Source organism: Acinetobacter sp. AG3, from assembly GCF_022343575.1.
Classification (GTDB): domain Bacteria; phylum Pseudomonadota; class Gammaproteobacteria; order Pseudomonadales; family Moraxellaceae; genus Acinetobacter; species Acinetobacter guillouiae.
The window spans coordinates 904,260-916,791 of record NZ_JAKQZD010000001.1 but is presented as its reverse complement, the minus strand read 5'-3'; the positions used below and the strand labels follow the sequence as shown (position 1 = coordinate 916,791).

The 12,532-nt window shown below is 38.3% G+C and carries 12 protein-coding genes; 6 read left to right on the top strand and 6 right to left on the bottom strand.

The genetic code is table 11. From position 1 onward, the window contains the following. Positions 1-60: 60 nt before the first annotated feature. The gene (locus tag L3V46_RS04465) at positions 61-654 is read right to left on the bottom strand and encodes a 1-acyl-sn-glycerol-3-phosphate acyltransferase (RefSeq protein ID WP_004817539.1); all 594 of its coding nucleotides are present in this window, start codon (positions 652-654) and stop codon (positions 61-63) included. 176 nt (positions 655-830) lie between these two features. Continuing rightward, positions 831-1,184, bottom strand: a complete 354-nt coding sequence (locus tag L3V46_RS04460; protein ID WP_239045018.1) for a hypothetical protein — start codon at positions 1,182-1,184, stop codon at positions 831-833. A gap of 176 nt (positions 1,185-1,360) precedes the next feature. On the opposite strand from L3V46_RS04460, the gene L3V46_RS04455 reads away from it, so the two are divergent. Then, positions 1,361-1,852 (top strand): copper resistance protein NlpE, encoded by a 492-nt coding sequence (locus L3V46_RS04455; RefSeq protein WP_004817543.1) that lies wholly within the window; start codon positions 1,361-1,363, stop codon positions 1,850-1,852. Positions 1,853-1,925: 73 nt separating this feature from the next. Here L3V46_RS04455 and rhtC read toward each other — a convergent pair whose 3' ends face one another. Then, complete coding sequence (gene rhtC, locus L3V46_RS04450) at positions 1,926-2,546, bottom strand: threonine export protein RhtC (protein ID WP_004817545.1); 621 nt, start codon at positions 2,544-2,546, stop codon at positions 1,926-1,928. A gap of 219 nt (positions 2,547-2,765) precedes the next feature. On the opposite strand from rhtC, the gene L3V46_RS04445 reads away from it, so the two are divergent. After that, positions 2,766-3,308: a hypothetical protein gene (locus L3V46_RS04445; RefSeq protein ID WP_239045017.1), complete on the top strand. Its 543-nt coding sequence runs from the start codon at positions 2,766-2,768 to the stop codon at positions 3,306-3,308. 36 nt (positions 3,309-3,344) lie between these two features. On the opposite strand, the gene L3V46_RS04440 is transcribed toward L3V46_RS04445, so the two are convergent. Further along, positions 3,345-6,467: a DNA translocase FtsK gene (locus L3V46_RS04440; protein WP_239045016.1), complete on the bottom strand. Its 3,123-nt coding sequence runs from the start codon at positions 6,465-6,467 to the stop codon at positions 3,345-3,347. Between the two features lie 312 nt (positions 6,468-6,779). Between L3V46_RS04440 and trxB the strand changes: the two genes are divergently transcribed. From trxB to L3V46_RS04420, 4 genes are all read left to right on the top strand, one after another. Continuing rightward, complete coding sequence (gene trxB / locus L3V46_RS04435) at positions 6,780-7,733, top strand: thioredoxin-disulfide reductase (protein WP_004723647.1); 954 nt, start codon at positions 6,780-6,782, stop codon at positions 7,731-7,733. Positions 7,734-7,843: 110 nt separating this feature from the next. After that, positions 7,844-9,394, top strand: coding sequence for a class I SAM-dependent methyltransferase (locus L3V46_RS04430; protein WP_234623079.1), 1,551 nt, complete (start codon positions 7,844-7,846; stop codon positions 9,392-9,394). Between the two features lie 68 nt (positions 9,395-9,462). Next, positions 9,463-10,194 (top strand): leucyl/phenylalanyl-tRNA--protein transferase, encoded by a 732-nt coding sequence (aat, locus tag L3V46_RS04425; protein WP_239045015.1) that lies wholly within the window; start codon positions 9,463-9,465, stop codon positions 10,192-10,194. A 23-nt stretch (positions 10,195-10,217) separates the two neighbouring features. Then, positions 10,218-11,033 (top strand): arginyltransferase, encoded by an 816-nt coding sequence (locus tag L3V46_RS04420; protein WP_004723650.1) that lies wholly within the window; start codon positions 10,218-10,220, stop codon positions 11,031-11,033. Positions 11,034-11,071: 38 nt separating this feature from the next. Here L3V46_RS04420 and rimI read toward each other — a convergent pair whose 3' ends face one another. Then, the gene (gene rimI / locus L3V46_RS04415; protein WP_239045014.1) at positions 11,072-11,530 is read right to left on the bottom strand and encodes a ribosomal protein S18-alanine N-acetyltransferase; all 459 of its coding nucleotides are present in this window, start codon (positions 11,528-11,530) and stop codon (positions 11,072-11,074) included. Between the two features lie 110 nt (positions 11,531-11,640). Continuing rightward, positions 11,641-12,522 (bottom strand): metal-dependent hydrolase, encoded by an 882-nt coding sequence (locus tag L3V46_RS04410; protein ID WP_239045013.1) that lies wholly within the window; start codon positions 12,520-12,522, stop codon positions 11,641-11,643. Positions 12,523-12,532 lie beyond the last annotated feature (10 nt).

Here is a 12,532-nt window from a genome sequence, read left to right as displayed (position 1 = left end):
TCACTCTTCCCATATCAAAATTAAATTCATTGTATTTGAGTTTTCAAAGATGCTATCGAATCAAAACTCAGCTTCTGGAATAAATCGGGTATCTATACTAAATAAATCTGGATGCTTCGGATTGATCTGAGCATAAAACTCCATGATTTCAGCCATGTCCTGTTCATAATTTCCAGTTGGATAAACAATTTTACCAATCCCAGTTTTCTTGTTTTTATAATCCATATACGCCAGTGCTATAGGTACGCCAGCACTGGTGGCAACATGATAAAAGCCTGTTTTCCACTGTTCTTGCTTTGCACGCGTTCCCTCTGGCGTCACCAGCATCACCAATTTAGGATGGGTCTTAAACAGCTCACTCATCAGTTGAACCATACTTGGACGTTCCTCGCCATCCTGCTTGGGACGGCGATCAATCCCGATTCCACCCATAGCACGCACAAAGGGTCCAAAAGGCAATTTCATATAGCTGTCTTTAATGGTAATACGCACATGAACGCCCAAAGCTTTCAGCGCTAAACGTGCATAGAGTGCATCCCAATTACTGGTATGCGGCGCTGCAATCATGACACATTGGTCGATGTTTAAATCCCAATGGTTATCAATTTGCCATCCCATCCAGCCCAAACTTTGTTCAGCTAATTTTTCAAACACCTAGCACACCAAAACATAAAGAATTCGCGCTGGATTGTAACAACCAATAGATCAGATAAAAATCCACTTTGTATAGAAAACCAGCAATTAATATATAAGTGTATAAAATTAATTCATTGTAAAACTTGTCAGTAAATATTCAGTTTTGATTAAATTTTGCAATGAATTTGCATATATCAATTTTTCGTTTGGTTAAAATAGTTAATCCAATGTAATTCACGACAATGATTATCAAAATGAATTTTTTGTGGCTGAATATTCACATTTGACTGCTGGATGACCTGATATTCAATCCAGCTTTCTAGACAAGACTCCACTTCAAACAACTGATTGTCTTTTTCTATGGTTTGTTTCAATTGCGTGCCATCTGAAAATGTATAAATTTTGGTGGTCTGAGTGATCTCTATATCTTGCTCATAATTTTTTTCGCATTGCAAAATGACATTTTCAATTTTGATTTGATCATTGCTTTTTTGATTGTCGTTTTTTTCATTGTAAATACTAGCAACGTATTCAGCCAAATGAGACATAGATTGGAATACTTATAAATAGGACACTAAGAGAACACCTATAATAGCCTAACTTTTTAACATCGAACTACATTACTCAGCAATTTCTTACATAATTCACATTTTATATCAGAGAGATAATTTATATTCTGGATAAAATTATTCACATATAATTATTTATTCATTTGGGTTATGTTATGAAAAAAACACTCTTCGTCATGTCTATTTTAGCGCTGTCATTAAGCGCTTGTTCTAAACCGACTCATAATGCATCAGAGGATATCAAAGCAACAGCACAAACACAGGCTGCTGCATCGCATGAAGCAGCAAGCCCAACGATTGATTCAGAACATAATGCTCAAAATAGCTTGGATTGGGCTGGTGAATACAAAGGTTTACTTCCGTGTGCTGATTGCTCAGGAATCAAAACCAAACTCATCCTAAAATCAGATCACACGTATGAACTGACTGAAGAATATGAAGGGGTTAAAGGTGAAGGCAAAGAATTTAAAACTCAAGGTCATTTTAGTTTTGATGAATCTGGATCGATTATCGGTCTAGATAAAAATGCAGATAACCGCAAATACTTTGTTGGCGAAAATATCTTAGAGGCACGTAGTTTTGCGACGGGTGAAAAGATTGAAGGTCCAAATGCTGAACTTTATCAATTAACCAAAGACGTGGAATAATTTAAAAATATTTGCGAATAAGAGCATAAAAAACCTGCTTGAAGCAGGTTTTTTAAATTTTGGAGCATGCTTTTTAGCGATGGCCAATCAAATATGCACCAAAGAGCGTAAAGATCCCACCTGAGATACCATCAATCCATCTTGAGGCATTTTGGTAAGCGGCTTTAAAGCTGGGTAATGAAAATACAAAAGCAACAAAGCTAAACCAGATCAGCGTTTCCACGGAAACAATTATAAATAATAATGAATGCACACCATCTAAATGTGGATTGGCTAAAAACACTGAAAATACACTACCGAAATAAATCACCGCTTTCGGGTTTGATAAATTGGTTAAGAAACCTTTAAGAAAAAAACGTAAATTGCTTTGTGGTAATTCAAAATGATGCTGTGATAGATTCTCTTTCTTACTCAAAGCAGATCTAAGCATTTGGTAGCCTAACCAGCACAGATAAATCCCACCAACAACCAACATCACTTGCTTTAACCATGCCATTTTTTCAAAAATGATATTCAACCCAGCCAAAGCTAAAAAAGCCCAAAACATCACCCCTGCGGTAATCCCCAAAACCACAAAAATAGATTGCTTTCTTGAACGGCTAATTGCGGTTTGCGAGACTAGAAAGAAATCAGGGCCTGGTGTGATCAGGGCACAAAAATGAATAAAGATTAAGGTACATAATGCGATCAACATGGACTAGATTCCGTTCAGCGAGACAGATTTATATTAGTGTGAAAATTCATGTTTTTCCATCGATATCTGTACTTCAATAAAATCCTTTAGGCTGAACATCAATGAACCTATATCACAAGTAAAACATCAACGATCTTTTAAAAAGATCGTTTTGATTATTGGAGAAAATAATATTTTATCTTTATAATCAAAAATTAAAACGCGCTTAAAAAATAAATCATGCTTAATTCAGAAAAAGATTCAACCTCACCCATTGAGCAACTCCCACATCATCCTGTGGAAGTGCAGAAGATCATCAGCATCAATAAATTTATGCTCTTATGCTTTTTGACGATGGGTTTATATCTGATTTGGTGGATGTTTAAAGCGTGGCGTTTCTTTATGCAAAAAGACAAATTAGACATCATGCCAGCTTTTCGGGCAGTACTTTATATTTTTTTCCTTTATCCCTTGTTTAAAAAAATAAATAACTATGCCAAGCAACAAGGATATACAGAGAATTTTTCATCAGGCTGGATGTTTATAGGATTTATTGTTTTTTCAGTACTGATTAAACTGCCTGAACCTTATGATCTGATTACCGTATTGAATTTCATTTTTTTTATGCCTGCATTTAAGGCTCTCAATTTTGCTAAACAACAATCCAATCAATTTGTGGTCGTTGAACAAAAGAAATTTAGTAAAGCTCAAATGGTACTTATCGTGTTTTTTTCTATTTTTTGGTGCTTGTATTTACTCACTCTGTTTCTCAATCCTATATGATTACCATGAGCCTAAGCTCATGGTAATCTGTTTAAATTAGACCAAAATATCTCGCTTACCATTCGGTCCTTGTTCGCTGACAATACCCTGCTCCTGCATTTGATCAACAATACGGGCAGCACGGTTATAACCTAAGCTAAACTTACGTTGCAGTGAAGATACAGACACTTTACGTGTTTCTAAGACAAATGAAACACATTGGTCATAGAGTGCATCACGGTTCGGATCTCCATCACCATCTTCAAAACCACGCGTGGTCGGTTCTTCATCGAACGGTGTGAGAATTTCATCGACATAATTCGGTTCACCGCGTTCACGCCATGCGTCACAAATACGGTTGACTTCATCATCGGAAATAAATGCGCCATGTACACGCTCAGGATCAATTTTACCAGGACCGAGGAATAACATATCACCATGGCCCAAGAGATCCTCTGCACCACCACCATCCAAAATAGTACGCGAGTCAATTTTACTGTTTACACGTAATGCCACACGGGTTGGAATATTGGCTTTAATCAAACCAGTAATAACATCTACCGATGGACGTTGTGTTGCTAACAGTAAATGAATTCCTGCTGCACGAGATTTTTGTGCCAGACGGGTAATCATTTCTTCCGCTTTTTTACCCACTTGCATGATCATATCGGCAAATTCATCGGCAACAATCACAATCGAAGGCAATGGTTGCAAACGTGGCGCTCTGTCTTGTGTTGCAGAATCACTGGGTTTCCAAGTTGGATCAATAAGATCCTCACCATTTGCAATGGCTTCTTCCACTTTACGGTTATAGTCGGCTAATTTACGGATCTTTAAAAAAGACATCAGCTTATAACGACGTTCCATCTCATTGACACACCAATTCAAAGCACTGACAGCATCTTTCATGTCAGTCACAACAGGTGTCAATAAATGAGGAATATCATTGTAGTTCGCTAATTCCAATTGTTTTGGATCGATCAGAATCAAACGCAATTGATCAGGTGTATATTTCAACAACATCGACAAGATCATTGAGTTTACAGCAACCGATTTACCTGAACCTGTTGTCCCCGCAACCAACATATGTGGCGCTTTACCTAAGTCAGTGATCACAGGATTACCCGAAATGTCCTTACCCATTGCCATTGAAAGCAAACCATTTGGATCTTTAAAAACGGGGGTTTCCAACAATTCTATCAGGCGTACCATTTCACGACTGCTATTCGGTACTTCAATCCCGATATAAGGTTTACCGGGAATCACTTCGACTACACGTACAGATGCCATCGACATCGAACGCGCTAAATCTCGGGAAATATTGGTTACTTTAGAGGCTTTTACACCGGGTGCCAAATCTAACTCAAAACGTGTAACCACTGGCCCAGGTTGGGCTTCGATGACTTTGGCTTTGACGTTAAACTCTTGAAGTTTAATTTCTAACAGTTCAGATAAACGTGACAATTGTTCTGCGGTAAAGTTGACTTTTTTATTTGGATCGACTTTATCTAACAGTTCATAACCTGGCAATGTTGGTAAGTCTCGACGCTTATTTGCAACTTGCATTGCACGTGACATCGGACGACCAAATGCATCGGTTAATGGTGCATCCAAGTCGAAATCATCTTCAAGTTCTGCAAACTCACTTTGCAATTCGTCTTGAGGTTTACCCGCAGTTTCTTGCCAAGCATCTCTAAATGCATCTTTATCTGCAGCAATTAAAGACTTTTCTTCTTCACTGACCAAGGTTGATGCATTTAAATTGGTTTGAATATTGGCACGGGTAAATGGCGTAGATTGCGCATAATTACTGGTTGTACGAACATCTACAGATTGCTGATTTTGTTGGTACGCAGTTGGGCTTTCAGTAAGCTCTTCATCTGCAAGCGATGCCAGCTCATCTAATTCATTGGCTAAATTTTGTATTGCCACGCCTGAAGTTGCCGCTACTGCGACACCACTCGCAACGCTTTGCCCACCCTGAACAGCAGTATTTACATAACCAGCTTCAATATGAGTCTGCGCCGTAGGGGTATTAAATGGGCTATGGATATCTGTGGCAGTTTGTCCATTTGGTACAACTGACAACAATTCATCAAACACTTGGTCATCATCCCAATCAAGTGAAGATTTTTTATTGATCTGCACAGGATCAACATCATGTTGATGCGCACGTGGCAAATGATCTGCATATTTATCTTCAGTTTGATCTTCTGACGCTTTGATCAAGGCATCAATATCACGATTATGGTCTTGATCTTGGTGTAAGGCTTTCCATACTTCACCAGATGAAACAGTACGTTGACTGTCTTGTTCTAGACGATGTGCTTTTTCTAAAGTCCGCTCTAATTCCAAATCATCAATATCGTCTTGATCAAATTGAACATGATGTTGAGTTTTATTTTCTTGCTCAATCATGTCATCAAATAAGCGTTCAGCTGTTTGATTGTGTTTCGTATTTTTAACAACCAAATGCTCTTTTACTGGTGCCTGATCATCAGCTTCGACAAATTCAGCTTGAGCTGTTATTGGTTCAGCCTTATGCGTATGCGCATGATTTTTATTTTTCTGCGGAGATGTCAAATCAAAAGCAGATTCACTTTCAGGAACATTTTTATAAAATAAATCTTGTAAATAAGCAGGCGTGGCTTTCAGTGTTGCCCACGTTCTATTCCATTGAATACCAAATGCTAAGGTAAATAGAACAACAAGCAAGAGCAAAATAAATACAACTGCGCCATAAATACTCATCAGTTGAGATAGGCTTTCACCAAGCTCATAACCAATGATTCCGCCAGAAGCATTGGCTAATGTGTCTGCTGGTACATTCCAAAGCAAGTACAATAGGCTTGAGGTCGCAAGCAAAATAAAAAATTGCGCAGCATAACGAAACGGACGACTCACAAAACTTCGTGGCCACCACACTTGCACTGCTTCTATAAAAATAAATACAGGAATGAGTAAACTTGCCCAACCTAAAAAACCAAACAACAAATCAGCAATCCAAGCACCCGCTACACCACTGGCATTTGAAACCTGTTGTGTATCACTCGAAATATGCATCCAGCCTGGATCAAATGGAGTATATGTGACTGTTGCAAGGAACAGATATATCCCAAATGAAATCAAGAATATTGTTGTTAAAAAGCGCTGTGCATAAACATTTGACACCGCAGTCATATACTATCCTGTAACCAATTGTTCAAATTACTCTTTTCTGAAGCTTGATCAGCTTTCTTGAGAGAAGAAATTTTTATATTATGCACCTGTTCTTAAAAAAAAGATGCACTATTATTTACTTGTGTTGTAAAGCATTGTTAGAAATTTAAGCTTTTATTTCGATAAAAATGCCAAACAATATTATTTGATTATTCTATATAGCTCAATTCGATTTAGATGATCAATATTATCGACATTGAAGCCACACAACTTTGATAAAGTTTCACGTATAATTCAAACAATTTCTATATTTTTCATAAAAAAGGATGACTCATGAGCGCTCGTCACTCTCGGTTAATTATTTTAGGTTCTGGTCCTGCTGGTTATAGTGCTGCTGTTTACGCAGCGCGTGCAAATTTAAAACCAACCTTAATTGCAGGTATGCAACTCGGCGGTCAATTAACCACCACGACTGATGTTGAGAACTGGCCTGGCGATGCTGAAGGTTTAACAGGTCCAGCGTTAATGGATCGTATGCAAGCGCATGCTGAACGTTTTGGTACTGAGATTTTATACGATCATATCAATGAAGTTGATCTTCAGGTACGCCCTTTCGTGCTTAAAGGTGATATGGATGAGTACACTTGTGATGCCTTAATTATTGCAACAGGTGCAACAGCACAATATTTAGGGCTTGAGTCTGAACAGGCTTATATGGGTCAAGGTGTAAGTGCTTGCGCAACTTGTGATGGTTTCTTCTATAAAAACCAAAAAGTGATGGTTGTGGGTGGTGGTAACACTGCTGTTGAAGAAGCACTATATCTTTCCAATATCGCTTCACACGTTACCCTTGTTCACCGTCGTGACAAATTACGTTCGGAAAAAATCCTTCAAGACCATCTCAACGAAAAAGTTAAAGAAGGTAAAATTTCGATCATCTGGAACCATCAAGTTGATGAAGTTTTAGGTGACAGCAATTCTGGTGTGACCTCTGTACGTATTAAGTCTACCCAAGATGATTCAACTCAAGACGTTGACGTATCAGGTATGTTTGTGGCAATTGGTCACAAACCAAATACCGCAATGTTTGAAAATCAACTTGAACTGCGCAATGGCTATATTCAAGTACGCAGCGGTACTGCGGGCAATGCCACAGCAACATCTGTAGCGGGTGTATTTGCTGCGGGTGATGTTGCTGATGATGTTTATCGTCAAGCAATCACATCTGCAGGTTCAGGCTGTATGGCTGCACTTGACGCTGACCGCTATTTAGATGGCTTAGAATAATTGATTTATTTTGTGTAAAAACAAACCGCCTACATGGCGGTTTGTCTATTTTTGATTTATAAATAAACAAGAACAATGAGTTTAAATGAATACAAATTATAGGAAAAAACATGACAACAGCGTGGACCGATGGCTACCAGACCGAAGTAAATTACACCTATGGTTACTATAGAGACTTAAGCCCGAATTACCAAAAGTTTTGCTTATTACTCAATGGGGTTGATTGCCCACCTACCAATGAACGTCACAAACATTGTGAACTCGGCTTTGGTCAAGGTGTCAGTCTAAATATTCATGCTGCATCCAGTTTTGGTTTATTTTTTGGTACAGACTTTAACCCTGCTCATGCTGCCCATGCCAATGTCTTGGCTGAACAAAATCAAGTCCCGCATCACTTCTATGATGCAAGTTTTGAAGAGTTACTCAACAAAGACTTACCGATGTTTGACTCGATTAGTTTACATGGGATATGGAGTTGGATTAGCCACGAAAACCAACATATTATTTTGCAATTTATCCGAAAGTTTTTAAGTCCCAATGGGATTGTCTATATCAGCTATAACTGCTTGACCGGTTGGGCTGCCAATATGCCAGTCCGCGAGTTATTTCACAGTCATTTTAAATTTAATAGCACCAGTACCAACCCGCTACAAAAAGTAAATGATTCACTTAACTTTAGTGAAGAGCTGTTAGCGCAAAATCCCCTCTTTGCCCAAAGAAATCCAAATGCACTCAATAAAGTACAAGATTTAAAAAAACAAAATCCCAACTACTTGATCCACGAATACTTAAATCAAGATTGGCAGTGTTTTTCTTTTCAACAAGTGGTACGAATCTTAGAAGAAATTAAACTGACCTATGCGGGTTCAACAGATTTGAATTCGCATCTAGATAACATTAATTTTAGTGAGCAACATCAGCAATTTTTAAACACCATTGAACATCCAGTTTTTAAAGAGCAATGCCGTGATTATTTTGCCAACACACAATTTAGAAAAGACTTATATATCCGCGGGAAGAACACCTTAACTGCATTAGAAATTCAGCATCGCTTGAGAAATACAGCTTTTGTCTTATTAACTGCACCAGAAAAATTACCAAAAACAATTTCAGGATACTTAGGTGAGTTCGATTTAATCCAAGAGATTTATCAACCCCTCGGTGCTTATTTTAAACAATCTGACTATAAACCACAGACGATTGCAGAGCTTGAACAGGCCATCCCTAATATTACCTATTCTAAGCTACTCAATGCCTTGGTGATTTTATGTCACTTAGGTTTGGCACAACCTTGTCAGGCAGCTTCAAATCCAGATATGGTTGAACATGCTCAGAAATTAAATCGTTATTTCCTTGAGCAAGCCAGCTATCATACCAATTATCAAGTTTTGGCCTGCCCACTCACAGGGATTGGTATTCCAGCCGATCAGTTTACCCAACTCTTCTATCGCGCTCACTTTATCGATGGGCTAGACTCTGCCGCACAATTTGCACAATATGTTTGGGACGTGCTGACTCAATTAGGCTGGCTGGTATTGGATCAACAAGGCAATACCGTTTCGGATCCAAAAACCAGCCTTGAAGTCATTCAAGAGAAAGCCCAATTCTTTCTAGATAGTGACAAACTCAAAATTGCAAAACATTTGAAACTTTTTGCATAAGGTCTGTTTAGACATTTAATCACATGATCAGCTAAGATAAAGCTGATCTTTTTTATTGATGAATTCTCGTGAATCAACTCCCCCTTTCACAATTTATTTTTCCAGATCCAATAGAAGCTGATCCAGATGAACAAGGCTTGATTTGTATAGGCGCAGACTTAGCGCCTTCTACATTATTTGAAGCTTATACGCATGGTTTATTTCCATGGTTTTCCGAAGGTGAACCAATTTGTTGGTGGTGTCCAGAGCCCCGTTGCATCATTCGCCCTCAGGATTATCATCCAAGTAAATCACTACTGCGAAATATGAAAAAGTTTGATTATAAAATTACCATCAATCATGCTTTTGAACAGGTCATCCGTTCTTGTTCGCTCCCACGTAGCTATGCGGATGAAACGTGGATTTCTGAGGAGATTATTCACGGTTATTGCCAACTATTTGAAGCTGGTTATGCCTATAGTGTTGAAGTCTGGGATCAAGATAAAATTGTAGGTGGGCTGTATGGTGTGGCGATTGGCCATGGTTGTTTTGGTGAGTCGATGTTTAGCACTCAAACCGATGTTTCCAAAATGGCTTTTTACACACTGATGTTATTGGGCCGAGAAAATAATTTACCGTGGATTGACTGTCAGTTGGTCAATGATCACTTACTCAGCCTCGGTGCTTGTACACTTTCTCGCCATGAATACCTTAAATCGTTACAAGATGTAATAAAACAACCCTCTATAGATTGGAAAAGTTATCAAGAGCGTGTATTTTCAAGTAAAACAATAGCGATTTTATCGCGCTTAATGGAATGAAAATAAAAGGAGGGACATGATTTATGAATTCTTATCATCCTAAGTCCCTATTAAACGACTTACAGTACTATATTACACCACCGCATGATTGCAGTTATCTAGAAAATAAATCTGCCCGTATGGTGTTTCTCGACCCTGTACATCGTATTGATGTTGTCACACTTTCCGAATTATCGCGTGTAGGTTTTAGACGCAGTGGTGATTTTGTTTATCGCCCTGAATGCCATCTTTGCCGCCAATGCTTATCTTGTCGGGTGCCAGTGACTGAATTTAAAATGAGCAGTGCTCAGAAAAAAGCCTGGAAACGCAATCAAGATTTAACCGTTAAAATTATTTCGACCCAAGAGGCCACACAAACGCATTATCATCTGTACGAGCGTTATATTATTGAAAGACACGCCGATGGTGATATGTTCCCACCCAGTTATGACCAATTTGAAAAATTCCTGATTCACAGTTGTACCAACAGTTTTTTCCTTGAACTGTGGAAAGATGATCGTTTAATTAGTGTCTCTACCTGTGATCAATTGGATGATGGTGTTTCTGCGGTCTATACCTTCTTTGATCCAAATGAAAGTAAGCGTTCACTGGGGGTTTTTGCGATTCTCAAACAAATTGAATATGTAAAATCGTTGAATCTAGATTTTGTTTACCTCGGGTATTGGGTTCCACATGCTGAGAAAATGAATTACAAATCTCAATATGCACCATTTGAATTATTATTAGATGGACAATGGCGACGGATCAATCGTCACTTGGAAGCCAAAGAAATTCAAGAGTTAGGCGATATGTTGATGACCACCCTGCCCTCAGAATGGAATGAGCCGATTATCAAATAATCGGCTTTCGCTGTAAGCATTCTATAAATTATTAGAGCTTATTTAAATAACTTTGAAAAATCATCACTACAGGCTTTGACCATAATAATTGCATGTTCACGGCCGCCCTGTTGATTTGGATAATAATTTCTTCTTAAATCAATTTGATGAAAGTTGGCTTTTTCATACAGCGCAATCGCAGCTTTATTTGACTCACGCACTTCCAGAAAGATTTGTACTGGATTATTTTTTAATAATGCAATCGATTCATCTAACAGTTGATAGCCTAATCCTTTACCCTGCTGGCTCGGATGAATGGCCATAAGTAATAAATTGGCTTCATCTAAAACAGGTTGCAGAATACAAAAGCCCACCACTTGATGGTCTTGCTCAATCACCGTACTTAAATAACTTGTTATAGACTCTTCAAATTGACTTTTTTTCCAAGGATGACTTTGTACCAAGTCTTCAATTTGAGAAACAGCGTGCAGATCTGAAGATTGCATTAAACGAATCATCTGCGTTCATCAACTCAATATAAAAAATGAATTATAAGAAATTAAACCAATAAGTCTAATAAAAAAGAGCAACAATTGTTGCTCCTTAACCAAAATACTGACTTTAAGCGTTACAGCCCCAGTTTCGATTTCCATGTCTCAAGCAAACTCACTGTGTCGAGATCATTTGGATGAAAACCTGGCTTAAAGTATGCCAACATTTCTTTGGTCATTCCTGTGATAATGCCTTTAGATGGGCTATAAGCATATTTATAAATAATACCGAGCTCTTTTAGATTGAGCTTGCCATCTTCTTTTAATAAACGCACCACAAAAGAGGATTGCGCCATAAAGATGAGTACCATTGCAAAAACTAAAGCCGTGGTACGTAAGCCATAAGCCTTGATACCTTTACCAAACACTGCTTCATAGACATCATAAGCCACTGCTTTATGTTCATTTTCTTCAACAGCATGCCAATACCACATATACGACATGGTTGGATCAGTCATTAACTTTTGAATATGCCCATTGACCAGCAGTTGCGAAGCAATTGTTGCAGTAAAATGCTCTAATGCAGTGGTCGCAGTTAAATCCACCATTTCTTGAGTCATACCAAAAGGCCTGACTACACGTGCAAACCATTTACGTGCGCCTTGAATTAACACACCTGTTTCACGCTCGTATTTCTCAACATCATGACCAAACTTTTTTGCTGAAGCATTAAAGTTTTCATGCTCTTTGGTGTGCATGGCTTCTTGTCCAATAAAAGCACTGATCTCTTTTTGTAATGCTTCATTGTCCTTAATCGCAGGGTGATAACGTACTGCACGCACAGAATCGATAAAAAGTTTTTCACCATCTGGGAACAATGCTGACAATGCAGTCATGAAATGTGTAATACCCGCTGAACCACTTGCCCAATATTCAGGTACATCGTCAAAATTAAAATCCATACGACGTACAGGGAAAGACGCACCAGCACGGTTTGAAATATTCACTTTTGCATTCATTGCGATTCCT

Excerpts from the sequence above, each read along its gene's own strand:
- L3V46_RS04430 (WP_234623079.1), top strand. The coding sequence starts at position 7,844 with ATGACAACAGCGTGGACCGATGGCTACCAGACCGAAGTAAATTACACC.
- L3V46_RS04460 (WP_239045018.1), bottom strand. The coding sequence starts at position 1,184 with ATGTCTCATTTGGCTGAATACGTTGCTAGTATTTACAATGAAAAAAAC.
- L3V46_RS04455 (WP_004817543.1), top strand. The coding sequence starts at position 1,361 with ATGAAAAAAACACTCTTCGTCATGTCTATTTTAGCGCTGTCATTAAGC.
- L3V46_RS04445 (WP_239045017.1), top strand. The coding sequence starts at position 2,766 with ATGCTTAATTCAGAAAAAGATTCAACCTCACCCATTGAGCAACTCCCA.
- L3V46_RS04440 (WP_239045016.1), bottom strand. The coding sequence starts at position 6,467 with ATGACTGCGGTGTCAAATGTTTATGCACAGCGCTTTTTAACAACAATA.
- L3V46_RS04420 (WP_004723650.1), top strand. The coding sequence starts at position 10,218 with ATGAATTCTTATCATCCTAAGTCCCTATTAAACGACTTACAGTACTAT.
- trxB (WP_004723647.1), top strand. The coding sequence starts at position 6,780 with ATGAGCGCTCGTCACTCTCGGTTAATTATTTTAGGTTCTGGTCCTGCT.
- rhtC (WP_004817545.1), bottom strand. The coding sequence starts at position 2,546 with ATGTTGATCGCATTATGTACCTTAATCTTTATTCATTTTTGTGCCCTG.
- L3V46_RS04410 (WP_239045013.1), bottom strand. The coding sequence starts at position 12,522 with ATGAATGCAAAAGTGAATATTTCAAACCGTGCTGGTGCGTCTTTCCCT.
- rimI (WP_239045014.1), bottom strand. The coding sequence starts at position 11,530 with ATGATTCGTTTAATGCAATCTTCAGATCTGCACGCTGTTTCTCAAATT.